Below are 23,513 nucleotides of genomic sequence, written 5' to 3' on the forward strand. Positions count from 1 at the left end.
GTGCACGCGCCGGCAGTGCATCTCCCGCCCGTAGCGAGGCACCCGGCAACGACGTGTACCGACAGAAATCAAATAAGCTTCACGTCCTGCGGCAGGGGGCTGGGCTACGCAACGTCCGAACGGCTCGCAGGAATCCTCATGCAGCAGACCGAGAGTCCCCGGCGATATCGCAGCGTCTTCATCTCCGACCTGCATCTCGGCACGAAGGGCTGCCGGGCAGACTTCCTCGCCGACTTCCTCCACTCCGTCGAGTGCAGCCATCTGTATCTCGTCGGCGATATCGTGGATGGATGGAGACTGCGCAAATCCTGGTATTGGGACACGCACCACGACGAGGTGATCCGCCTCGTCCTACGGCACGCACGCCGAGGTGCGACGGTGACCTACATTCCCGGAAACCACGACGAGAAGTTCCGCGACTGGCTCGGCTTGGAAGTCGCCGGGGTTCGCCTCTCGGCCGAAGCCGTGCACGTAACGCCCGACGGGCGCCGGTTGCTGGTGGTGCACGGCGACGCCTTCGACAGCGTCGTGCGCTACGCCAAGTTTCTCGCACTGCTGGGGGACTGGGCCTATGACGCGGCGCTCGAGCTCAATCGCCTCTTGAACCTCGCGCGGAGGCGGCTGGGCTATCCCTACTGGTCCCTGTCGCAATGGCTGAAGCGTCAGGTGAAGGGGGCGGTCAAGGCGATCGACCGCTACGAGGAGGCCCTCGCGAACGAGGCGCGCCGGCGCGACATGGACGGGGTAATCTGCGGGCACATCCATCATGCGGAGATGCGCTCGATCGGTGGGGTGCTCTACATGAACGATGGCGATTGGGTAGAGAGCTGCACCGCGCTGGTTGAGCACATGGACGGGCGGTTCGAACTGGTGTCCTGGGCCGAGGAGCGAAAGCTTTCCTTCTTCCGCTCCCGCCGCAATGCGGGCCCTGCGCCGGCGGAGATCCTGTCCTGACGGCATCTGGGCAGGGCCGGCATCGCTGCGGCCCGCTCAGCGGCTCCTGGCGCTCAGCGCGGGTTTTGCGTCCAGCGGAAGGGCGTTGCCTCGCCAGACGGTACTGCCCGTTGTCCATCCCCTCAGCCAGACGCCCAGCATCATCGCGTCCCTGACTGGGAAGGCCACGACCATCATCCACGTAAGCGGCCAGCACTTTGACCGGCAGAACACCGCTTCAGACCCATACCAGATGATGGCCAGGGCCATGGCGGCGAGCAGCGGATTCACGCCGAGTGCCAAGCAACCCAGGATGCAGAGCAGCAGGGGGAGCGGCAGTCCGGTCATGGGTTCAGGGGCGTAGAAGAGCGGAAAGGTGATCCGGCGCAGGCGAGCCCAGCGGAGCTGGCGTTGCCAGACCTGCGTGGCCCTGCGCCGGCCGATCGGCTGCTCGAAAGGGCTGTTGACGAGATGCACGCGACGACCCGCCCTGCGCACGAGCTTGGTTGCCGCCGCATCCTCCGCGACTTCCGCGCCCAGCGCGCGGATACCGCCATGCGCCTCAAGGAAGGATCGTCGCCAGAGCATGCTCTTCCCCTGCGCGAAGCCCAAGCCGAGTCCCTCGCCGGCATACTGCCAGCGCGCCTGATGCGAGTTGAGGATCGCGCACTCGACAGTTGCCCAGAAGCCCTCCGCGCGCGTGCCAAGTGGTGTGGAGCAGACGAGTCCGGTGGCAGGCCGCCAGCGCGAGAGAAGCTGTTCGAGATAATCCGGCGGCATGAGAACGTTGGAGTCGACCAGCACGATCCACTCATGCTGCGCGCTTGCCCAGCCTTTGACGCAGTTGTTCAGCTTGGGATTCCCACTCACCCGGTCCTCGCCGATGAGGAGCCGCGCGGGTGTTGCGGGGTGGCCTTCCATGAAGCGCCGGACGGTGGGGATCACGGGATCATCCGGGTTCTCTACGCAGAAGAGCAACTCGTACTCGGGATGCTCGAGGGCGAAGGCACTGGCCAAAGTCGCTTCGATGAAAGGCTCAACGCCGCAAAGCGGACAGACAATGCTCACGGGCTGCCGGCTCGAAGGTGGCAATCGGACGCGGCGGCGAAGCCGGAGGCCCGCAATGAAGAGGCTGGCCAAGTTCAGGGCGCCGAGCAGCGCGCACCCGGCAAGGGGAGCAAAGGCGGCGCTGCTCATGCGCCGCTGCGCGTCGCGTGGCGTCCCCAAGCTTTACGCCAGGGTCTCGCCCGCCTGTGCAGGACGCAACCGGCGAAGCAGCCTTCGCCTCTCGGGGGTGCGACTACGCTCAAATCGGCCCTGCCTCTTTCCGGTCATGCATGAACACGGGAAATCGACACATGGCGGTCATGAGCGCGTGACAGGGGCATGAATCTATGATGACGGGCTCTGCTGATGAGCCGGGCCGACCCGAATTGCGCGAGCGGCCATGCCCCGGTGCAAGGCAGGGAAGGGCGTGCCTTCCATGAGCGCGGCCTGAAGCGCTGTTTGCAGACGAACGCCGCGCCCGCGGCGCGCACGGATCGCATTAGGTTGGAATGTGTCATCGAGGCAGCACCGATGTGCCATCGACCTGCAACGTGCTCCTGGCCATCTGCGCCGCCTGCGGCGAGGAGATCGAGATGCGTGCAGATGGCTGCCACTGAGTCGGACGGCGTCGCCCTGGCCTATGACCGCTGGGCCCCTATCTATGATCTTGTCTTCGGCCCCGTCTTCCACCGGGGGCGGCGCGCGGCGATCGAGGCGGCGGAACGGGTGGGAGGGCGCATCCTCGAAGTCGGGGTCGGCACAGGGCTGTCGTTGCCTGGTTACAGCAGCCGGAATCTTGTGCTCGGCGTCGATATCTCCGCGCCCATGCTCTGGAAAGCGAGGAACCGGGTTGTGGAGCAGGGCCTTCGGCATGTTGGGGGCCTCGCTGTCATGGATGCCGAGCAACTGGCCTTTGCGGATGGCAGCTTCGACGTTGTCGTGGCGCAGTATGTCGTGACGGCCGTCCCGAGCCCGGAGCGCGCGCTCGACGAATTCCTGCGCGTGCTGCGTCCGGGCGGGACGATGGTGATCACCACGCGCATCGGCGCGGAGGGCGGCCTGCGCGCCGTAATCGAGCGCCGCTTAATGCCCGTGACGAGCCGGCTGGGCTGGCGCACCGAATTCCCCTGGGCGCGTTACGCGAACTGGGCCGCGGGCGCCGAAGGGGTGCAATTGGTTCAGCGGCTATCGCTGCCGCCGCTCGGCCACTTTTCGCTCATCCAGTTCGAGAAGCGCCAGGCGCATGCGGCGCTCCTGGCGGAACATTGATCGTTCCTACTCCTACAGAGGATCCGTGATGACAGGCTTCGTCGAGCATCTAAGGGAACAGCGTTGGGACGACCATCGCTACTACCACCACAGCCGCATCAACCAGAGCCTTCACCTGGTGAGTGCCATCTGCTTCGTGCTCGCCTATATGCTGGCGTTCAAGGACCCGGCGCTGGCCGCACTGATCGGGTGGTTGGTGGCGATGACCAGCCGCCAAATAGGCCACCTGTTTTTCGAGCCGAAGGGATACGACGACGTCAATCAGGCGACGCACGAGCATAAGGAGGAGATCAAGGTCGGCTATAACCTGCATCGCAAGATCCTGTTGATGCTGGTCTGGGCGCTGTCGCCGCTTCTTCTGCTGCTGGATCCGACGCTGCTGGGCTTTACGGAGCCGCATCAGGCTGCTGGCGATTTCGTGCGGAACGTCGGGTACCTGTGGCTTGCGATCGGGGTTGGCGGTCTGCTCTTCCGCATGGTGCAGCTCTTCGTCATCCGTGACGTGCAGACAGGCCTTGTCTGGGTCACGAAAATCCTCACGGACCCGTTCCACGACATCAAGCTCTACCATAAGGCCCCCAGCTATCTGCTGCGCGGCGAGCGCATCGACCCTTCGATCCAGGGCGGGCAAGCCCGCTAGCGATGTCGGAGCAGGCGGGCGTGAGAATTACTCTCGCGCCCGCCTGGCCCAGCGATGAATCAGCACCTCCCGCAAGATCTGCCGCCGCAACGCCCGGTCGGTCGTGGCCGGGCCGGCCCACCATCCGTCGCGTTCCATCGCTTGCGCCGCAGCCAGGAAGCGTTTGGCGACCTCGGCGAACTGGTCCTCGGTATAGTTGAGGCTGAAGATCAGGCGCCCCGTCCCGACCCAACTCAGCGCCAGGCCCTCTGCTCGGAGGTAGTATTGCAGCATCCAGTTGTAACGGGATGGCCGTGTATAGAGGACGGTCCAGATCGTCTGCATATGGGCCACGCGCACGGGCAGATTTTCGTTCGAGAGGCAACGGTTAAGCTCCGCCGCACGCTGGTCCCAGGTGTCGTCGAGGCCGTCGTAAAGCGCCTGCACCTCGGCGCTTTGCAGGTGTCGGAGGAAAGCGCGCATCGTGCCCATGACATAGGGATGGGCATTGAAGGTGCCGCGGGCGAAGCAGATGTCGGCGGGGCTGCTCTCGCGCGAGCGCTTCATGAGCGCGCCCCGGCCGCAGAGAACGCCCACCGGCAAGCCGCCGCCGAGTGTCTTGCCATAGGTGACAAGATCCGCCTGCACGCCGAAATACTGCTGCGCGCCGCCCGGAGCGAGCCGGAAGCCGAGAAAGACTTCGTCGAATATCAGCGCGATGCCGCGGTCGGTGCATGCGTCACGCAGGCGATGCAGCCACTCGGCATAAGCGGGCCTGTCAAAGCCGGCGCGACGGCTGCTGTCCGCGAGCGAGGAGTCGGCAGGGGCCGGCGCGTTCGGGTGCAGCGCCTGCAGTGGGTTGATGAGGACGCAGGCGATGTCCGCGCGGGTGCGGATGACATGCAGGGCGCGCTCGGACATCTCCTCCAGCGTGTAGGTCTCCCGCGCGGGCACGGGGTTGCCGATGCCCGGCTGCACGTCACCCCACCAGCCGTGATAGGCGCCGGAGAAACGGACGAGGTGGGAGCGGCGCGTGTGATAGCGGGCGAGCCGCACGGCCTGCATCACCGCCTCAGTGCCGGACATGTGGAAGGAGACCTCGTCGAGGCCCGAGATGCGCTGCAGATGCGCGACGTTCTCGGCGACCACGGGATGGTAGGCGCCGAGCACGGGGCCGAGTTCCCGCACCGCCTCAGATCCTTCCGCGATGCACTTCTTGTAAAAGTCATAGCCAAGGAGGTTCACGCCGTAGGAGCCGGTGAGATCGTAGAAGCTGTTGCCATCCAGGTCTGTCACCGTCACGCCGGCGGAGGAGGCGAGAAAGGACCCGCTCGCGAGATGCCGGCGCACGAAGCGGCTGTACTGGAATGGCACGCGATAGGCGGCCGTGAACTGGAGGTCGGAGAGGCCGGCCTTCGCTTCTTCGGTCAGGGCGGCAGTTTGCGGAAAGCGCGTCCGGTAGAGCGCGGCGAGGCGGTGAAAGCCCTCGCGCCGCCGTGCGGCCACCTCCTCGGCCGCACCGTCGGATGCGAAGAACCGTGCCTCGTCGAAGTCGTAGAAGCGAACGAGCGAGGCGACCCGGCGCGCCATCCGCGCGTGCCCCGTGAGGGAACGGTGCTTCGCCCGCGAGAGGGCGAGCCTGGCTCGGCCGCGGGTGAAAAAGGCTGCGCAGGCTCCGGCGCCGGCGAGATAGGTCGCGATGGTTCCGAGCTCAGTCGTCAACATCCTGCTGTTCCTTCACGAGGCTGATGCCATGGCGACTCTCCGCTCCACGCTCGCGCGCGTCGCGCAGCAGGAGGACATCAACTTCCTCCTGACGAACCGCATCCCACGCCGGCTGGCGACGCGCTTCATCGGCTGGTTTGGCCGCATCGAGAACCCGGTGGTGCGCGGGCTTTCCATCGGCCTCTGGCGGCTTTTCGCCGATCTCGACCTGAGCGATGCGCGGAAGACTTCCTTCCGCAGCCTGCACGATCTCTTCATCCGGGAGCTGAAGCCGGGTGCACGGCTGGCGGATCCCGATCCGGCAGTTCTGGCCAGCCCCTCTGACGCGATCGTCGGCGCCTCCGGCACGGTGAAGGCTGGGCAGGTGCTCCAGGTAAAGGGCATGCCCTACTCGCTGCGCGACCTGCTCGGTGACGAGCAGATGGCGGTGGCGCATGAGGGCGGGGCCTATGTCACACTGCGGCTCACCTCGGCCATGTATCACCGCTTCCACGCGCCGCATGACCTGCGCGTGGAGTCCGTGACCTACATCTCCGGCGATACGTGGAACGTCAACCCGATCGCGCTCCGGCGGATCGAGCAGCTGTTCTGCCGGAACGAGCGCGCGGCGATCTGCACGGTGCTGTGCGGCACCGGGCATCGGGTAACGCTCGTTCCGGTCGCGGCGATCCTTGTGGCGAGCATCCGCCTGCGATTCCTCGGCGCGTCGCTCGACCTGCGCCAGGGAGGCGCGAGGCAGATCTCCTGCGATGCCGGCTTGCGCAAGGGGGAGGAAATGGGATGGTTCGAGCACGGCTCCACGATCATCCTCTTCGCGCCGGCCGGCTTCCGGCTGCACGACGCGGTGCGGGAAGGCGGGACGATTCGTGCAGGGCAGCCTCTGATGCACCTGCCGTCGGAGGCTGCTGGCTGACGCCTGCGGCATGCCGCGTGGCTGCTGCGGCATGGCCGGATCAGCCCGCGGAGAGGCTTGCCAGTGCGCCGCGGAACTGGGCGGCCGAGGCCTCCCAGGACCAGCTTGCCGCATGGCGACGGCAGGCTGCGCGCGATGTGCCGAGGGCGGCCAGACAGGCGGTGCGCAGGTTCTCGTTCAGTGCCCCGACCTTCTCGACCGCGTTGCCGATGACGTCGAGCGGACCCGCCACCGGGTAGGCCGCGACCGGCGTACCCGTTGCCAGTGCTTCCAGAAGCACGAGGCCGAAGGTGTCGGTGCGAGAGGGAAATACGAAAACATCCGCCCCGGCGTAAGCCGCGGCGAGGGCGCCGTTCTCCCGGTAGCCGGTAAAATGCGTCGCGGGAAAGCGCCCCTCCAGGGCGGCCCGATGCGGGCCGTCGCCGACCACGACCTTCGAGCCGGGCAGGTCGAGGGAGAGGAAGGCCTCGATGTTCTTCTCCACCGCTACCCGGCCGGCATAGAGGAAGACGGGCCGCGGCAGGCCGGCCCAGGGATCGCTCGGTTCCGCCGGAAAGCGCTTGAGGTCCACCCCGCGCGACCACCGGCGCAACGGGCCGAAGCCTCGCGAGTGGAGTTCCTCGAGCAGGGAGGTGGTCGCCGCAAAGGTCGCTAGGGCGGGCGCGTGGAAGCGGCGCAGCAGCGCCCAGGACCAGGCGAGGGGCACGCGGGCGCGGATGTGCAGGTATTCGGCGAAACGGGTGTGGAAGGAGGTGGTAAAGCGCCAGTTCCGGCGGCGGCAGAGGTTGCGCGCAGCCCAGCCCAGCGGGCCTTCGGTCGCGATGTGGATCGCGTCCGGCGCGAAGTCCTCGACCATGCCCTCCAGGGCACGGCGCCTCACGAGCGCGAGGCGGATTTCGGGGTAAGAGGGCAGGGCGAGGGTGCGGAACCTGTCGGGCCCGATCACCTCCGCTACGTCTCCCCCTCGGCGGAGATGATCCACCAGCGTGGAGAGGGTGCGCACGACCCCGTTTACCTGCGGCTGCCACGCGTCTGAGATGATGAGGATGCGTGCGGGGGAGTTTAAGCTGGCCGTCCGGCCGGTGGTGTCGCGAAAGTTCGGTTCCACGCCATGACCGTGCCGTGTTGCGATGCAGTACATACGCAGGAGCGGCGAAAACTGGCGTGAATCTTCTATGACTTGCCTCGTGAGCGAGTCATGCTTGCGCCGTGACGAAGGGGCAGGACCCGGGCATGCGCCGCCTTACAAGTTGGCAACCCCAGGGTTTCAGTTAAGTTTTTATGAACTTCCGCGATCCGTCGGCAACAGCCGCGCCGGAGGCAACGTTTGAGCGCACCATGATCGCTACCGTATCCCAAGCTACTGAGACCGAAGTTAAATTCCTCCTGCCGGAACAGGTCCCGGCCGGGCTCGACGGGCATCCGCTGTTCCACGGATGCACCGTGAAGCCGCCCTCGCGACAGGTAGCTACCTATTTCGACACGGCGGATCGTGCCCTCGCCCGCGCCGGTGCCAGCTTCCGCCTCCGCCGCAACGGGGCAGGGTGCGTGCAGACGCTCAAGCTCCGCGGGCAGGGCGGCCCCTTCGGGCGAGGGGAGTGGGAGTGGCGCGTCAAAGGAGACAAGCCCGAGCCGGGGCGTCTGAAGGAAACGCCGCTCCCCGTGCCGGAAACCGCATTGGGCGCTGTCTTCACGGCGGAGGTTGTCCGCACCCTGAGGCGGCTTCGTTACGAGGGAGCTACCATCGAGATCACGGTGGATGAGGGAAGCCTGCACGCCGGCGAGCGCACCGAACCCATCCGAGAGCTTGAGCTGGAGTTGAAGGAAGGGGACGCAGGGGCCCTCTACCGCCTGGCGGAGCGGCTGCAGGCGGAGTTCGGCCTCGTCCTCGGCACCGAGAGCAAATCCGACCGCGGATGGCGGCTGGTGACCGGCGAGGCACGCGACGGAGGGAAGGGCGAGGACATCGACCTTCCGCGGGACATCATCGCGGCCGAGGCTTTCCGCCGGATCGCAGCGATGCTCCTTGGCTCGCTCCTGGCTCACCAGCCGGCGGCGGGAGCTGGCGTCATGGAGGGGGTGCACGGGATGCGTGTCGCTACCCGCAGGCTGCGTGCCCTCCTGGCGCTCTTCCGCCCCTGCCTGGCAGCCGAGCCGGAAGCGCGTTTCACTTCGGAGCTGCGGGACTTGGCAGGCATCCTCGGTGCGGCGCGCGACTGGGACGTGTTTGTCACCGAGACGCTGCCGGGGATAGATCCGCCGGCGAGGGATGAATTGCGCGCCGCGGCGGAGGCTGAACGGCAGGCGGCGCATCGAAGGTTGGCGGAGGAGTTGGGGCGCCCTGCCATGACCCGGCTCGTCCTCCGCCTCTCGAGCTGGGCGGAGGATCCAGCCGCCCTTTCCGGCGAGGCGGATGGCGGCCGGCTCGCGGAGCCGCTGCGGCACCTGGCTCCCGAGTTGTTGGAGAGGCTGGCCCGGACGGCGCGGCGCCGCGGTCGGCACATCCGCCGCCGCTCCGAGGCTGAGCTACACGAACTCCGCAAGGCGCTGAAGAAGCTCCGCTACGGGGTGGAGTTCATGGCCTCTCTCCACAAGGAAAAGCGCGTTTCAGCCTACCTGCAACACTGCAAGCGCCTGCAGGAGAAGCTGGGCGGGTTGAATGATGCCGTGGCGGCCATCTCCCTGGCCGATCGGCTTGCACAGGAGAACCCGGCCCTGCGGTCGGCGGTCATGGCGCTGCACCGCTCGGCTGAGGAGCGCCGGGAGGAGGCACGCCACGATCTTCGGAAGGGATGGCGCAATTTCCGCGACGCAGAGCTGCCGAGGCCGGTCAGATAGGACAGCTTGCGACAGGCGCGTCGCCGAGCAGATGCAGCAGCTAGGGTGGGTGACACAGGAGTGACATCCGGATGACTTCAGCCTGTCGTGGATCAGCGGCTAGAGCGCCGCTCGCCCACGAGAGCCCCCACACCGCCCCATGCCCGCCAAACAGCCACGGAATGTTCTGCTTGTTGTCGTCGACCAGTGGCGTGCGGACTTCGTACCCGCGCTCGGTGCCGACTTCCTGAAGACACCGAACCTCGACCGGCTCTGCCGAGAGGGAGTGACCTTCCGCAACCACATCACGAACACCGTCCCCTGCGGCCCCGCGCGTGCGAGCCTGCTGACGGGCCTGTACCTGATGAACCACCGCGCCGTGCAGAACACAGTGCCGCTCGATGCCAGGCACAGTAATCTGGCGAAGGAGCTGCGCCGCATCGGCTACGACCCGGCGCTGATCGGCTACACCACCACCACGCCGGACCCGCGCACGACCGGGCGCCTGGACCCACGCTTCACCACGCTCGGCGACCTCATGGACGGCTTCCGGGCCGTCGGCGCCTTCGAGCCGAGCATGGACGGCTATTTCGGCTGGCTGGCTCAGAAGGGCTACGCGCTGCCCCAGAACCGCGAGGACATCTGGCTGCCCGAGGGCGAGGACCACCTCCCCGGCGTCACGGCACGACCGAGCCGCATCCCCGCCGAGCTCTCCGACACCGCCTACTTCACCGAGCGGGCGCTGACCTATCTCAAGGGGCGCAACGGCAAGCCGTGGTTCCTCCATCTCGGTTATTACCGCCCGCACCCGCCCTTTATCGCGCCCGCGCCCTATCACGCGATGTACCGGCCAGAGAGCATGCCTCCGCTGCGCCGCGCCGCCACCTGGCAGGAGGAAGCGGCGCAGCACCCGCTGGTGGATTTCTACCTTCGCGGTATCAGCCAGGGCTCCTTCTTCCACGGTGCCGGCGGCGCCGCGACGGAGCTGGACCCAGGCGCCGTCGCCCAGATGCGCGCCACCTATAGCGGCATGATCTCCGAGGTGGACGCGGCGCTCGGCCAGGTGATCGCGCATCTCGACGAAACGGGGCAGTGGAAGGACACGCTTGTCGTCTTCACCTCCGACCACGGGGAGCAGCTCGGCGACCACTACCTGCTCGGTAAGGTCGGGTACCACGATGAGAGCTTCCGCATCCCGCTGGTGATCAAGGATCCCGACGCGCCAGAGGCGGCTGGCCGCATTGAGCATGCCTTTACCGAGAGCGTGGACGTGATGCCGACGATCCTCGAGTGGCTGGGCGGCGAGGCCCCGCGCGCCTGCGACGGTCACTCGCTGCTGCCGCTCATCGCTGGCGAAAGGCCCGCGAAGTGGCGCGAGCATCTGTTCTACGAGTATGACTTTCGGGACGTCTTCTACTCTCGCCCCGAGGATGATCTCGGCCTCTCCATGGACGACTGCTCGCTCTGTGTGGTGCAGGACGAGCGTTGGAAGTACGTCCACTTCGCCGCGCTTCCGCCCCTTCTCTTCGACCTTGAGAAGGACCCGCACTGCTTCACCGACTTGGCCGCCGACCCCGCCCATGCCGCGGTGGTGCGCGACTACGCGCAGCGTGCCCTGTCGCACCGCATGTCCCATGCCGAGCGGACGCTGACCCATTTCCGTGCGACCCCCCAAGGCCTCGAGGAACGCGCATCATGATCGCCTCCCGCCGCAACCTGCTTCTCGGGGCCGCCACAGCGGCCTCGCTACCGCGCTTCGCCATCGCCCAGGCGGATCAGCGGCCCTCTATCTCCATCGCCGTGCAAAAAATTTCCAATAGCAACACGCTGGAGGTGCTGCGCGAGCAGTCCAACGTCGGCGAGCGGATCTTCTTCTCCTCCCTCTGGGAGCCGCTGATCGGCCGCGACTGGCTGAACGAGCTGAAGACCGTGCCCGCCCTCGCGACGAGCTGGCGCCGGATCTCGGACAGCGTGGTGGAGGTGACGCTTCGCGACGGCGTGCGCTTCCACAACGGCGACATCATGACGGCCGAGGACGTGGCCTTCTCCTTCGGGCGGGAGCGCATGTTCGGCGATACCCAACCGACCGCGCAGGGCCGCACCATCTCCATCCGGGGCGACGTCATCCCTTCCCCCGCGCAGCGCGAGCTGCCGGCGGAGGTGACCGGCGTCGCGCGCCGCTCCTGGCCCGCGCTGGAGCGCGTGGAGGTGGTGGATGCGCGCACCGTGCGCTTCCACAACGCGACGCCCGACGTGACGCTGGAGGGGCGCCTTTCGCGCTTCGGCAGCGAGGTCATCTCGCGGCGCGCCTATCAGGAAGCCGCCGGCTGGTTCGACTGGGCGCGCAAGCCCGTCCTCACCGGCCCCTACAAGGTCGTGGAGTTCCGCCCGGACCACTCGCTGACGCTCGTGGCCCATGACGAGTACTGGGGCGGGCGCCCGCCGCTGCGGCAGATCCGCTTCCTCGAGGTGCCGGAGGTGCCGGCGCGCATCAACATGCTTCGCACGGGGGAGGTCCAGTTCGCCTGCGACATCCCGCCCGACCAGATCGACGGAATCGAGCGCGACCGGGCCTACGAGGTGCAGGGCGGCACCATCCTGAACCACCGGCTCACCTGCTTCGACAAGAACCACCCGCAGCTGCGCGACGCCCGCGTGCGCCGCGCCTTCACCCATGCCATAGACCGCAAGGCGATCGTGGACAGCCTCTGGGGCGGCCGAACGATCGTGCCGCGCGGGTTGCAGTTCGACTACTACGGGGAGATGCTCATCTCCGACTGGGAGGTGCCGCGCTATGATCCGGCGGAAGCGCGGCGGCTGCTGCGCGAGGCCGGCTACCGGGGCGCGCCGATCCCCTACCGCCTTCTGAACAACTACTACACGAACCAGACGCCCACCGCGCAGGTCCTGGTGGAGATGTGGCGGCAGGTGGGGCTGAACGTCTCCATCGACATGAAGGAGAACTGGTCCCAGATCCTCGAGCGCGGCGACACGCGCGCGGTGCGGGACTGGTCCAACTCCGCGCCCTTCAACGATCCCGTCTCCTCCCTGGTGGCGCAGCACGGGCCGAATGGCCAGCAGCAGCAGGTGGGCGAGTACAGCAACGACGAGCTGAATCGCCTGTCGGTCGAGCTGGAAACGGGGACGGACCGCGCGCGCCGCAAGGCCGCCTTCCGCCGCATGCTCGAGATCGCCGAGCGGGAGGACCCCGCCTATACCGTGCTGCACCAGAACGCGACCTTCACGGCCAAGCGGCGGGACATCAGGTGGCGGGCAGCGCCGGCCTTCGCGATGGACTTCCGCCAGGGCAATTGGGGCGGGTGATGGCACGCCTTTCGCGCCGCGCCGCGCTAGCCTCCGCCGGCGCGTCGCTCGTTCTGCCACGCTTTGCCATCGCGCAGGCGGACCAGCGGCCGTCCGTCACGGTGGCGGTGCAGAAGATCGCCAACAGCAACACGCTGGAGACCCTGCGCGAGCAGTCGAACGTGGGCACACGCCACGGCGGCTCCTACGGCGAGGCCCTGATCGAGCAGGACTGGCTTGGCGATCTGCGTCTTCAACCCGGCCTTGCCACTGCCTGGCGCCGGGTGGACGACCGGACCCTGGAGCTGGAGCTGCGCCCTGGCGTGCGCTTCCACGACGGGCGGGAGATGACCGCGGAGGACGTGGTCTTCTCCTTCGGGCCCGAGCGCATGTGGGGGCCCGATCCCGCGCCCGCCGGCAACCTCTTCGGCAATGTTCCCGGCCGCACGCAGGGCAAGGCCCCACCACCGGAGGCAGCGGCCATCGCCCGGCGCACCTACCCCGGCTTCGAGCGGATCGAGGTGGTGGACGCGCGCACCGTGCGCTTCGTCAACAAGGTGGCGGATCCGGCGCTGGAGGGGCGCCTCTCGCGCACGACAGGGATGGTTCTCTCGGGCGGAGGGTTCGAGGCAGCATCCTCCTGGCTCGACTGGGCGCGGCGGCCGGTCGGCACCGGTCCCTACAAGGTCGCTGAGTTCCGGCCGGACCAGTCGCTCACGCTGGTGGCGCATGACGACCACTGGCGGGGCCGCCCGCCGCTCCGCGGGATCCGCTTCGTGGAGGTGCCGGAGGTCGCGAGCCGCATCAACATGCTCCTGTCGGGCGAGGCCGACTTCGCCTGCGACATCCCGCCCGACCAGATCGGCGCCTTTGAGCGCTCCGCCCGGCACGAGGTGGTTGGCGGGCCGATCATGAACCACCGCATCACGGTCTTCGACAAGAACCACCCGCAACTCCGCGATGCCCGCGTTCGCCGTGCCTTCACCCACGCGATCGACCGCAAGGCGATCGTGGATGCGCTCTGGGCGGGGCAGGCGGCCGTTCCGCGCGGCGAGCAGTTCGATTTCTACGGCCCCATGCTGATCGGGGATTGGGAGGCGCCGCGGCATGACCCGGCCGAAGCACACCGCCTGCTGCGTGAGGCCGGCTACAAGGGCGAGCCGATCCCCTATCGCCTGCTGAACAACTACTACACGGCCCAGGTGCCGACGGCGCAGATCCTCGTGGAGGGCTGGCGCGCTGTCGGGCTGAACGTCGTCATCGAGATGAAGGAGAACTTCCCGCAGGTTCTCTCGAACCAGGGCGCCGGCACGGCGGCGGGGCGGGGAGTACGCGATTGGTCGAATTCGGCGGCCTTCAACGATCCCGTCTCCTCCCTGACCAGCGCGCACGGGCCCGAGGGGCAGCAGTGGCAGATCAACGAGTGGCGGAACGAGGAGTTCGGACGCCTCTCCTCCGTGCTGGAGGGCTCCATGTCGCTGGATGAGCGGCGCCATGCCTTCCGCCGCATGCTCGAGATCATCGAGCGCGAGGATCCCGGCTACACCGTGCTGCACCAGACCTTGAACTTCACCGCCAAGCGGCGGGACCTGCCCTGGAAGGCGGGGGCGTCCTTCTTCATGGACTTTTCCGCCCGGAACTGGGCCGCGTGATGCCGCCGCTGGTCGAGATCACCGGCCTCACGGCCGCATTCGACGGGGTACCGGCCCTGCGCGGCGTGGACCTCTCCGTCGAGCGCGGCGAGGCCGTGGCGCTGGTCGGGGAATCCGGCTGCGGGAAATCCGTGACTTGGCTCGCCGCGCTCGGCCTGCTGCCGGGCAAGGCCCGCGTCGGCGGCAGCGTACGGCTGGATGGGGCGGAGATCCTGCACGCGCCGGCGGCCACGCTGGACGCCATGCGCGGCGGGCGGATCGCCATGATCTTCCAGGACCCGGCCAGCAGCCTTAACCCGGTCCATCGGATCGGGCGGCAGATCACCGAGGCGCTGGCCCTGCATCGCGGCATGACCGGCACCGCCGCGCGGGAGGAGGCGCGGCGACTGCTGGACCGCGTGGGCATGCCCGATGCGCGGCGGCGGCTAGATGCCTATCCGCACGAGCTCTCGGGCGGGCAGAACCAGCGCGTGATGATCGCCATGGCCCTCGCGGGGTCGCCGGAACTGCTGGTGGCGGACGAGCCGACCACGGCGCTCGACGTCACCATCCAGGCGCAGATCCTGGAGTTGCTGGCGGAAATCCGGCGGGACACCGGCATGGCGCTCGTCCTCATCTCCCACGACCTCGGCGTGGTCGCCGAGACCTGCGAGCGCGTCTGCGTGATGTATGCCGGGCGCATCGTGGAGGAGACGACCGCGGCCGACCTCTTCGCCGCGCCGGCGCATCCCTATGCCGCGGGGCTGCTTGCCGCGCTGCCGCCGATCGACGGACCGCGCCGGCCGTTGGCCGCCATTCCCGGCGGCGTGCCGGAACCCTGGGCCATGCCGCCGGGTTGCCCCTATGCCCCGCGCTGCCCGCGGCACGTGGCGGGCTGCGACGCGGCGGTGCCGCGGCTTTCGACCGTCGCACCCGCCCACCGGGCCGCCTGCATACGGCCGCTGCCTGAGGGCACCGCGCGGGAGTTGATGAGAGCATGACCGGGGACGAACCCCTTCTTCACGCGCAGGACCTCGTCCGCCGCTACACGATGCGCCGCGGGATGTTCGGCAAGCCGGTGGAGGTGCGGGCGGTGGACGGCGTCTCCCTTACCCTCCGGCGCGGGCAGACCTTGGGGCTGGTGGGCGAATCCGGCTGCGGCAAGTCCACGACCGGCCGCATGGTGCTGGGCCTTGAGGTGCCGGATGCCGGCGGCGTAGCCTTCGCCAACGAGCGGATGCCGTTGCCCGGCACGCCGGAATGGCGGCGGCTGCGGGCGCGCATGACGATGGTCTACCAGGACCCCTTGGGGGCGCTGGACCGGCGCCTCGATATCGGGACGCAGGTGGCGGAGCCGCTGGAGATCCACGGCATCGGCACCCGAGCAGACCGTCCCGGCCGTGTGGAGGCGCTTCTGCGGGGCGTCGGGCTGCGGCCGGACCATGCCCGAAGCTTTCCGCACGAGCTTTCCGGCGGGCAGCGCCAGCGTGCTGTGCTCGCCCGGGCGCTGGCGACCGCGCCGGATCTGCTCGTCTGCGACGAGCCGATCAGCGCGCTCGACGTTTCCATCCAGGCGCAGGTGATGAACCTGCTGTCCGAGGTGCAGGCGCGCACGGGCGTCGCCATGCTCTTCATCAGCCACGACCTGCGCGCGGTGCGGCAGATGAGCCACCGGGTGGCCGTGATGTATCTCGGCCGCGTGGTGGAGGAGGGCGAGCCGGACGACGTGTTGCACGCTCCCGCCCACCCTTATTCTCAGGCCCTCGTCTCCGCCATTCCCCATCCGGGACGACGTGGCGGGCGCATCGTGCTCAAGGGCGACCCGCCTAACCCCGCCGCGCGACCCGCGGGTTGCGCCTTCCATCCGCGCTGCGCCGTCGCCGCCGCTGTCTGCGCGCGGGAGGTGCCGGCCCTGAAGCGGCGCCCGTCGGATGGCCGGCTGGTCGCATGCCACGTGGCACAGGGCGATGCCGCTGCCGGCGCTGGGTTGCCGCAGATCGCGATGGAGGCCGCCTGATGCTCCGCTTCCTCGGGCTGCGCCTTGCGCGGGCGCTACTGACGATGGTTCTGGTAGTGACCTTCGCCTTCATCGTGCTGCGGCTCTCCGGCGACCCCGCGCTACTCATTATGTCCGCCGACGCGCCGCCGGAGGCGATCGCCGCCTTCCGCCAGGCCTGGGGGCTGAACGACCCGATCTGGGAGCAATACCTCCGCTACTTCGCGGCGATCTTCCGCGGCGATCTCGGCCAGTCCATGCGGGACGGGCGGCCTGCCATCGAGCTGGTGGCGGAGCGCATTCCGGCCACCCTCGCGCTGACGCTGCCGGCGCTCGCAATCAAGCTCGGCCTCGGCATCCCCGCAGGGATCTACGCGGCGCTGCATCGCAACTCCTTCGCGGACAGGGCGGTGATGCTGCTGGCGGTGGCGGGCTTTACGGTGCCCTCATTCGTGCTGGGCCTCGTGCTGGTGCTCGTCTTCGCCGTGCAGTTGGGCTGGCTGCCCTCCGGAGGGCAGGAGAGCTGGCGCCACGGGGTGCTGCCCGTCCTCACCCTCGGGATCGGAGGCGCCGCGGTGCTGGCGCGCTTCACCCGCTCCGCCATGCTGGAGGTACTGGGCCAGCCCTATATGCGCACCGCGCTCGCCAAGGGCGTGCCCTGGGCGCGGGCAGTCCGGCGGCACGCGCTGCCCAACGCGGCCATCCCCACGGTCACCATCGTCGGTTTCATGGTCGGGAGCCTGCTCGCGGGGGCGGTGGTCGTGGAGAGCGTCTTCTCCTGGCCCGGCGTCGGCCGGCTGCTGGTGGTGGCGGTGGCCAACCGGGATCTGGCGGTGGTGCAGTGCATCCTTCTCCTCGTCGCTGCCACCATGGTGAGCGCGAACCTGGTGGTGGACCTTCTCTACGGGGTGCTCGACCCGCGCCTCCGCTCGGCGCCCAGGGAGGCGACCGCCTGATGTCCGATATCCCTCTCTCCGCCATGCCCGCGCCGGCTGTCTGGGCCCCTCCCGCGCGGCGGCGGGCCCGCGTGCCGGTGCTCGTGGTCTTGGCGGTCCTGTGGCTGGTGCTGATGCTGGTGGTGGCCTTCGCGGCCGACCTTCTCAGCCCCTTTCCTTATACGGCGCTGGACCTGCGCAACCGTCTCTCGCCGCCGGTGGGCATGGGCGGGGTGTGGCTGCACGCGCTCGGCACGGACGAGCTGGGGCGGGACGTGCTGTCGCGCTTGATCACCTCCATTCGGATGAGCCTGCTGATCGCCTTTGGTGCCACGGTCATCTCCGCGGTGCTCGGCGTGACGCTCGGCTTCCTCGCGGCCCATTTCCGCGGGCTCGTGGAGCAGGCGGTGCTGGCTCTGGTGGACTTCCAGGCCTCCATGCCCTTCCTCATCCTGGCATTGGCCGTGCTCGCCTTCTTCGGCAACGCGCTGCCGCTGTTCATCTGCCTGCTGGGGCTGAACGGGTGGGAGCGCTATGCCCGCATCGCGCGCGGGCTGGCGGTCAGCGCGGGCTCGCAGGGATATGCGGCGGCCGTGACGGGGCTCGGCGCCTCCCCGTGGCGAGTTTATGGCCGGCACGTGCTGCCGAACATTGCCTCCACCCTCATCGTCTCCATGACGCTGGCGTTCCCCGAGATCATCCTTCTGGAGAGCGGCCTCTCCTTCCTCGGCCTCGGCGTGCAGCCCCCGATGACCTCGCTCGGCAATATGGTGGGCTACGGGCGGGAGTACCTGACGCGGGCGCCTTGGATCCTGCTGGCGCCCTCCTCGGTGATCGTGCTGACGACGCTCTCGGTCAGCCTCCTGGGCGACTGGCTGCGGGACCGGCTGGATCCGACCCTGCGCTGAGCGCGAGGGGGGCGCCGCGCCGGATGGCCGGGGCGCCCTGGCGCTCCTAGAGCCGGCCGCCGTCCCGCACGATGCTCCCGCGACCCTCCCCGGCGACAGCAAGGTATTGCCGATACTCGCCACGGGCGGTCGTCAGCACCCGCGCGGTCCGCGGCGGGGCCCAGAGTGGCTGCCCTGGAAGCGGCGCCACGGGCTCGACCCCGAGAAGCGACAGCAGCGTCGGCGCCAAGTCCACGAGTCCGACGGGCGAGAGGTCGTCGCCGGGCGCCATGCCGGCCACGGAGAGCGCCATGAGATTGCCCATCTCACGCCGGTGCAGCCCGCCATGCATGCCGCCGCCAGGTGGGAAGTCCTTGCCGACGATCGGGCTATGGCCGGGGAGGCCGTAGGGATCGGCCTCGGGCCCGCCGCGCATCCCGATCAGGAGCGGCGCGGCGCGGGGGTGGTCGGCATTCACCAGTGCGAGGTCGAAGGTGCCGGGGAAGGGGCCCTCCAGGCCGTTGCCGCCGGCCGCCAGCACCGCGCCGCACCATGGCTGCTCCTGCAGCGCGGCCGCGAGGCGTGCCAGCCGCGCCGTGTCCGCCTCGCGCGGCCAGAGCCAGCACATGGTGCCCGCCGCGACCGAGACATCCGTGCCTGGCCGGTCCAGCACCGCCTCCACGCCGAGGGCGGCGAGTTCGGCGACGAGGTCGAATCGGTCGGTGGTGCCGACATGCCCATGGTCGGACATGGCGATGACTGCCATCCGTTCTGCCTCCGGCAGGCGGGAGGCTGCCTCGAGTACGCTCGCGAAGGCGCGGTCGGCCGCGAGCATGGCCTCGCGGGTCTCGGGTGCGTCCATGCCGCGGTAGTGGAAGGACCAGTCCGGCTCCGTCAGCCAGAGCAGCGCGACGTCGGGTTGCAACTCCGGCAGCACCACCTGCGCCATGGCGCGGGCCGCGTATTCCACCAGCGGGATCTTGTTCGGGGGTGATGCCGGCGGCGCCCCGAGGCGCTCCACCACCCGATCCCAGGCCTCCGGCGTCTCGACGGCGTCGCGGCCGGAGAGGCTGACGATGAAGGATCCGTTCTCCTGCGCCCGCGGGTCCAGGAGGTAGGCGCCGCCAGCCGAGCCGCTATGGACGAGGGCGAAGCGGCGGCCGGCCGCGGCGAGCGAGTCGGCGAAGCGCGGGGTCGCGATGAAGCCGGGGCCGTGCGTGGCGGTGCCGCGGCGCATGTCCTCTGCTGAGGACGTATCGAGGAAGCGCCCCTCACGCGCGGCCGGATCGGGGAAGGCGTTGTTGACGATACCGGCGACCGCCGGGGGCTGGCCCGTGCCGATGGTCGTCGCGCAGACGCGGGTGAGGGAGGGGAAGACCGAGGAGGACTCGTTGTAGCGCCGCGCGCCCTTCAGGAACTCGGCGAGGGCGGGCATGCGCTCCGGCGTCGCCATGTCGGGGCGGAGCCCGTCGAAGAGGACGATGAGGACGCGGCTGGCATTGATGGGCGGCAAGGTGTGGCTCCGGTCGGGAGGGATCAGGCGCTGGGATCGTGCTTCGCGCAGAAGGCCTCGGCGCTCATGTGGCGGAAGTCGTGCATCGCCTCGCCGAGCTGCTCGTGCGGCCAGTTCCACCAGGCGATGCGGTGGAGGGCGGCGATGATCTCCGGGGAGAAGCGGTAGCGCAGCACGCGGCCGGGGACGCCGACGACGATGGCGAAGTCCGGCACATCTTTCGACACCACAGCGGCCGCCCCGATGGCGGCGCCCGTGCCGATCGTCACGCCGGGCAGGATGACCGCCCCATGGCCGATCCAGACGTCGTGCCCGAGCGTGACCCGGTGGGAGCGGCGCCAGTCGAAGAAGGCAGCGTCGTCCTCGCCGAGGCCGTAGGCGGAGGAGCGGTAGGTGAAGTGGTTCAGAGCGACCCGCTCCAGCGGGTGGTTGCCCGGATTGATCCGCACCCCGGCCGCGATCGAGCAGAAGCGGCCCATCTCCGTGTAGATGATGTCGCTGTCGCGGGCGACGTAGCTGTAGTCCCCGAAGACGCTCTCGGCCACGCGGGTTCCGGCGCCCACCTCGCAGAAGCGGCCGAAGCGGCTGTCACGGACCTGGGCCGTCGGGTGGACCGAGGGCGCTTCGCCAAGCGACTTGCCGGCGGTGTCGGGGTCCGGAAGCAGCAGCCCGGACGCGATTTGCCCCTCTTCAAGCATCGCCGCTGTCCCTTCCTTGCTTGGCGGTGGCTGGCCGCTGGTCGCGTTCCGCTGGCGGGATAGTCGAACCGGCCTGAGCCGGGGTCCTCTGCGCGTCGGTCCGCGACGGGCCTGCGTCAGTCCGGTGAAGCTTTGACGACGACTGAGCGCCCGCGGAGCAGCCTTGCCAGCGGGTGGAACACGCCACGGATTTGTCATCGAGAGGTCACCACGGATTCATTCGAATGAGTGGTAAGGAACGCCCCGGACATCATGACGAAGACCTCCTCCCCTTCCGACTGGCGCACCGTGGAGACCTGCCTGACGGCGGAAATCCGCGACGGGCAGCTGAGCCCGGGCCAGCGACTCCCCCCTGAGCCGGCGCTGATGGCGCGCTTCACCGTCGGCCGGCACAGCGTGCGCCGTGCCGTCGCCGCCCTGCAGGCGCGAGGCCTGGTGCAGACCCTCCAGGGAAGCGGGACCTATGTCCGCCCGGCGGCGCTGCTGGATTACCGCCTCTCGGAGCGCACGCGCTTCTCGCGGAACCTCCTCGACCAGGGGCGCGAGCCCTCCGGCCGGTTCCTGCGCGGGGCCGAGCTGCCCGCCCCGCCCGAGGTGGCGGAGGCGCTGGGCCTGACGCCCGGCACGCCCGCCCTCAACATCCTCCGTCTCAGCTTCGCCGATGCCGTGCCGATCAACCTCTCGGACGCCTGGTACCCGGCGCAGCGCTTTCCCGGGATGCTGGAGGCCTGGGAGGCGGGGCAGGGGGCCAGCGAGGTTCTCGCCGCCCATGGGATTGAGGACTACCTCCGGCTGCGAAGCACCATCGTGACGCGGCTTCCCGGTGCCGAGGAGGCCTCGTGGCTGGATCAGCCCGCCGAGCACCCTGTGCTGGTGGTGCGCAAGGTGGATGCCGACCTGCGCGGCGTCCCGATCGCCTGTTCCGAAACCATCTGGGCCGGGGAGCGCGTGCAGCTCCTGGTCGACAACGCCCCCTCGCCGGCAGGCGAGGCCCGCGGGCGCGAGGAGAAGACCGATGTGGATCGCTGACCTGCGGATCGTCCTGACCGACCGCGTGATCCCGCGCGGCGCCGTGCGCGTCGAGGACGGGTGCATCGTCGAGGTGATCGAGGTGCCGAGCTTCGGCAATCGCCCCGGTGCGCTGACCCTCATTCCCGGCATCGTCGACCTGCACGGCGACATGATCGAGAAAGAGGTGGAGCCGCGCCCGGACTGCTCCTTCCCGCTGGAAGTGGCCGTCAGCAACCTCGACTCACGCCTCGCCGCCTCGGGCGTCACCACGGCCTATGCCGGCGTTTCCTTCGCCGAGGGCAAGCGCGGGCTGCGGAGCGAGGAGACGGCCCGTGCCATGGTTGAGGCGGTCGCGGGGATGCGCAGCCACGCTCGCACCGACCTCCGCGTCCACGCGCGTTTCGAGATCACCAATGCACGTGCGGAACCTGTGCTGCGCGACCTTCTCGCCCGCCGGATGGTGGACATGGTTTCCCTGACGGACCACACGCCTGGCCAGGGGCAGTACCGCGACGTGGAGCAGTACGTCGCCTACTCCGCCCGCGCGCACGGCCATGCGCCAGAGGAGGCGGAGGCCCGCGCCCGCGCCCGCATGGCGGTGCCGCCCGCCTGGGAGGTGGCGCGTAGCGTAACAGAGCTGGCCCGCGCCCAGGGCCTGCCGATCGCCTCCCATGACGACGACACGCCGGCCAAGGTCGCGCTGATGCGGGACCTCGGCGCCACCATCTCCGAGTTTCCGGTCACGCTGGAGGCGGCACGGGCCGCCCGCGAGGCCGGGATGACAACCCTGATGGGTGCGCCGAACGCACTGCGTGGCCGCTCCATGACCGGCAACATCACGGCGGCGGCGGTACTCGAAGCCGGGCTGCTGGATGCGCTGGCGGCAGATTACCACCAGGGGGCGATGCTGCCGGCCGCAATCGGCTGGGTACGGGAGGGGCGGCTGCCACTGCACGCGGCCATCGCGCTGCTGACCGCCAACCCTGCCCGCGCGGCCGGGCTCGCGGATCGCGGCGTCATCGCGCCGGGACGCCGCGCGGACCTCGTGCTGCTGGATGTCTCCGAAGCGCCGGGCGCCCCGCCGCCGCGGGTTCGGGCGGTCTGGCGCGACGGCCGGATGATCCACTCCGACGGATGGACGGGCATGGTCGACGCGGTGGCGGAGGCCGCATGAGCGCGGAACCGAATGACGAACGTCGCCGCGCGGACGACGAACGTCGCCGCTGGATGGGTATCCTCGCCCGTGCCGGCGCCGCGGGGATCGAGGCGCGGCTGGCGGAGACCGCGCCGCTGCCGCCGCACACCCGGCTGCGGGGGCCCGAGACCGGCCTCGTGATGGTGCGCGGCCGCGCCGGTGGTGACGGCGCACCCTTCAACCTCGGCGAGATGACGGTGACGCGCTGCGCCGTGCGCCTCGAGGACGGCACCGTCGGTCACGCCTATCTCGCCGGCCGCGACCGGCGCGGCGCCGAGCTGGCAGCCGCCTTGGACGCGGCCCTGCAGGACCCCGTCCGCCGCCCGGCGCTGCTGGCCGCCGTGGTGGAGCCCCTGGCCGCCAAGCAGACAGAGGCCCGGGCCGCGACGGCGCGCAAGGCCGCCGCCACCCGCGTGCGCTTCCTCGCGATGGAGACGACCCGATGAGCGGCCTTCTGCCCGGCTTCGCGGATCCCGTCGCGGACGCGCAATCCGCCTTCCGCGCCGTGCTCGAGGCGATGGCGCGCCCTGGTCGCGTGCAGCGCCTGCCCCGCCCGCCGGCCCCGCCAGCGCCGCTCTCCCCAGCTGCGGGTGCCGTCCTGCTGGCCCTGGCGGATGCCGAGACGCCGCTCTGGCTCGATGCCGGCGCGGAGGTGGCCGAATGGGCTGTGTTCCACGCCGGCTGCCCGCTGGTGGAGGACGCTGGCGCCGCCACCTTCGCTCTCGCCACCGGCACGCCTCCCGCGCTCTCCTCCCTCGACCCAGGCACGGACGAGGAGCCGCAGCGCGCGGCGACGCTTATCCTGCAGGTCGCCTCGCTGGCGGAGGGGCGGGGTTGGCGGCTGACCGGCCCCGGCATCGAGCGCGAGCACCGGCTTCAGGTGGAGGGCGTGCCGAACGGCTTCCTCGCGGCATGGACGGCGAGCCGCGCGCGCTTCCCGCTCGGCGTGGACATCATCCTCTGCGCGGGCGACTGCGTGGCTGCCCTGCCGCGCAGCATCACCATCCGGGAGGGCTGAGCC

At 69.5% G+C, this 23,513-nt stretch carries 21 protein-coding genes; 16 read left to right on the forward strand and 5 right to left on the reverse strand.

Translation table 11 applies throughout. The features are described from left to right. Positions 1-138: 138 nt before the first annotated feature. On the forward strand, positions 139-954 hold the full coding sequence (locus BO39_RS17585; RefSeq protein WP_043835808.1) for a UDP-2,3-diacylglucosamine diphosphatase: 816 nt from the start codon (positions 139-141) through the stop codon (positions 952-954). A gap of 36 nt (positions 955-990) precedes the next feature. Here BO39_RS17585 and BO39_RS17590 read toward each other — a convergent pair whose 3' ends face one another. After that, positions 991-2,130 carry a ceramide glucosyltransferase gene (locus BO39_RS17590; RefSeq protein WP_043835811.1) on the reverse strand — a complete coding sequence of 380 codons (1,140 nt, stop codon included), beginning with the start codon at positions 2,128-2,130 and terminating at the stop codon, positions 991-993. Positions 2,131-2,583: 453 nt separating this feature from the next. Between BO39_RS17590 and BO39_RS17595 the strand changes: the two genes are divergently transcribed. After that, the gene (locus BO39_RS17595) at positions 2,584-3,249 is read left to right on the forward strand and encodes a class I SAM-dependent methyltransferase (protein WP_043835814.1); all 666 of its coding nucleotides are present in this window, start codon (positions 2,584-2,586) and stop codon (positions 3,247-3,249) included. Positions 3,250-3,277: 28 nt separating this feature from the next. After that, entirely contained in the window at positions 3,278-3,889 is a 612-nt protein-coding gene (locus BO39_RS17600; protein ID WP_043835816.1) for a hypothetical protein, read from the forward strand. Positions 3,890-3,916: 27 nt separating this feature from the next. Here the strand turns inward: BO39_RS17600 and BO39_RS17605 are convergent, their stop codons facing one another. Then, complete coding sequence (locus tag BO39_RS17605; RefSeq protein ID WP_043835819.1) at positions 3,917-5,593, reverse strand: aminotransferase class III-fold pyridoxal phosphate-dependent enzyme; 1,677 nt, start codon at positions 5,591-5,593, stop codon at positions 3,917-3,919. Here BO39_RS17605 and asd point away from each other — a divergent pair. After that, positions 5,568-6,506 (forward strand): archaetidylserine decarboxylase, encoded by a 939-nt coding sequence (gene asd, locus BO39_RS17610; RefSeq protein WP_211257477.1) that lies wholly within the window; start codon positions 5,568-5,570, stop codon positions 6,504-6,506. The genes BO39_RS17605 and asd overlap by 26 nt on opposite strands. Positions 6,507-6,546: 40 nt before the next feature. Here the strand turns inward: asd and BO39_RS17615 are convergent, their stop codons facing one another. Continuing rightward, complete coding sequence (locus BO39_RS17615) at positions 6,547-7,509, reverse strand: glycosyltransferase family 4 protein (RefSeq protein WP_245615240.1); 963 nt, start codon at positions 7,507-7,509, stop codon at positions 6,547-6,549. Positions 7,510-7,844: 335 nt separating this feature from the next. On the opposite strand from BO39_RS17615, the gene BO39_RS17620 reads away from it, so the two are divergent. The 8 genes from BO39_RS17620 to BO39_RS17655 all read left to right on the forward strand — a co-directional run bounded on the left by BO39_RS17620 (position 7,845) and on the right by BO39_RS17655 (position 18,096). Continuing rightward, the gene (locus tag BO39_RS17620) at positions 7,845-9,344 is read left to right on the forward strand and encodes a CYTH and CHAD domain-containing protein (RefSeq protein ID WP_169742778.1); all 1,500 of its coding nucleotides are present in this window, start codon (positions 7,845-7,847) and stop codon (positions 9,342-9,344) included. A 139-nt stretch (positions 9,345-9,483) separates the two neighbouring features. Continuing rightward, the gene (gene pehA, locus BO39_RS17625; RefSeq protein WP_043835825.1) at positions 9,484-11,022 is read left to right on the forward strand and encodes a phosphoric/sulfuric ester hydrolase PehA; all 1,539 of its coding nucleotides are present in this window, start codon (positions 9,484-9,486) and stop codon (positions 11,020-11,022) included. Next, positions 11,019-12,647 carry an ABC transporter substrate-binding protein gene (locus BO39_RS17630; protein WP_043835827.1) on the forward strand — a complete coding sequence of 543 codons (1,629 nt, stop codon included), beginning with the start codon at positions 11,019-11,021 and terminating at the stop codon, positions 12,645-12,647. The genes pehA and BO39_RS17630 overlap by 4 nt, the downstream gene beginning before the upstream one ends. Next, on the forward strand, positions 12,647-14,278 hold the full coding sequence (locus BO39_RS17635) for an ABC transporter substrate-binding protein (protein ID WP_043835829.1): 1,632 nt from the start codon (positions 12,647-12,649) through the stop codon (positions 14,276-14,278). Before BO39_RS17630 ends, BO39_RS17635 begins: the two co-directional genes overlap by 1 nt. After that, entirely contained in the window at positions 14,278-15,258 is a 981-nt protein-coding gene (locus tag BO39_RS17640) for an ABC transporter ATP-binding protein (protein ID WP_043835831.1), read from the forward strand. The genes BO39_RS17635 and BO39_RS17640 overlap by 1 nt, the downstream gene beginning before the upstream one ends. After that, positions 15,255-16,274 (forward strand): ABC transporter ATP-binding protein, encoded by a 1,020-nt coding sequence (locus BO39_RS17645; RefSeq protein ID WP_043835833.1) that lies wholly within the window; start codon positions 15,255-15,257, stop codon positions 16,272-16,274. Before BO39_RS17640 ends, BO39_RS17645 begins: the two co-directional genes overlap by 4 nt. After that, a complete protein-coding gene (locus tag BO39_RS17650) occupies positions 16,274-17,209 on the forward strand; it encodes an ABC transporter permease (RefSeq protein WP_043835835.1) in 936 nt (311 codons plus the stop codon). Before BO39_RS17645 ends, BO39_RS17650 begins: the two co-directional genes overlap by 1 nt. Continuing rightward, positions 17,209-18,096 carry an ABC transporter permease gene (locus BO39_RS17655; RefSeq protein ID WP_156963732.1) on the forward strand — a complete coding sequence of 296 codons (888 nt, stop codon included), beginning with the start codon at positions 17,209-17,211 and terminating at the stop codon, positions 18,094-18,096. The genes BO39_RS17650 and BO39_RS17655 overlap by 1 nt, the downstream gene beginning before the upstream one ends. Before the next feature lie 46 nt (positions 18,097-18,142). On the opposite strand, the gene BO39_RS17660 is transcribed toward BO39_RS17655, so the two are convergent. Further along, positions 18,143-19,588, reverse strand: a complete 1,446-nt coding sequence (locus BO39_RS17660) for an alkaline phosphatase family protein (RefSeq protein ID WP_052402251.1) — start codon at positions 19,586-19,588, stop codon at positions 18,143-18,145. A gap of 23 nt (positions 19,589-19,611) precedes the next feature. Continuing rightward, the gene (locus BO39_RS17665; RefSeq protein ID WP_052402252.1) at positions 19,612-20,286 is read right to left on the reverse strand and encodes an LbetaH domain-containing protein; all 675 of its coding nucleotides are present in this window, start codon (positions 20,284-20,286) and stop codon (positions 19,612-19,614) included. Between the two features lie 252 nt (positions 20,287-20,538). Here BO39_RS17665 and phnF point away from each other — a divergent pair, with 252 nt between their 5' ends. Genes phnF through phnH form a run of 4 tightly spaced genes read left to right on the forward strand, consistent with a single transcriptional unit; the run spans position 20,539 to position 23,510 of the window. Next, entirely contained in the window at positions 20,539-21,315 is a 777-nt protein-coding gene (phnF, locus tag BO39_RS17670) for a phosphonate metabolism transcriptional regulator PhnF (RefSeq protein ID WP_043835836.1), read from the forward strand. After that, on the forward strand, positions 21,302-22,471 hold the full coding sequence (locus BO39_RS17675; RefSeq protein WP_043835837.1) for an alpha-D-ribose 1-methylphosphonate 5-triphosphate diphosphatase: 1,170 nt from the start codon (positions 21,302-21,304) through the stop codon (positions 22,469-22,471). Before phnF ends, BO39_RS17675 begins: the two co-directional genes overlap by 14 nt. Next, positions 22,468-22,938: a phosphonate C-P lyase system protein PhnG gene (gene phnG, locus BO39_RS17680; protein ID WP_052402253.1), complete on the forward strand. Its 471-nt coding sequence runs from the start codon at positions 22,468-22,470 to the stop codon at positions 22,936-22,938. The genes BO39_RS17675 and phnG overlap by 4 nt, the downstream gene beginning before the upstream one ends. Continuing rightward, a complete protein-coding gene (gene phnH, locus BO39_RS17685) occupies positions 22,935-23,510 on the forward strand; it encodes a phosphonate C-P lyase system protein PhnH (RefSeq protein ID WP_043835838.1) in 576 nt (191 codons plus the stop codon). Before phnG ends, phnH begins: the two co-directional genes overlap by 4 nt. Positions 23,511-23,513 lie beyond the last annotated feature (3 nt).

This window comes from Roseomonas aerilata DSM 19363, from assembly GCF_000711725.1.
In the GTDB taxonomy this organism is placed as follows: Bacteria; Pseudomonadota; Alphaproteobacteria; order Acetobacterales; family Acetobacteraceae; genus Roseomonas; species Roseomonas aerilata.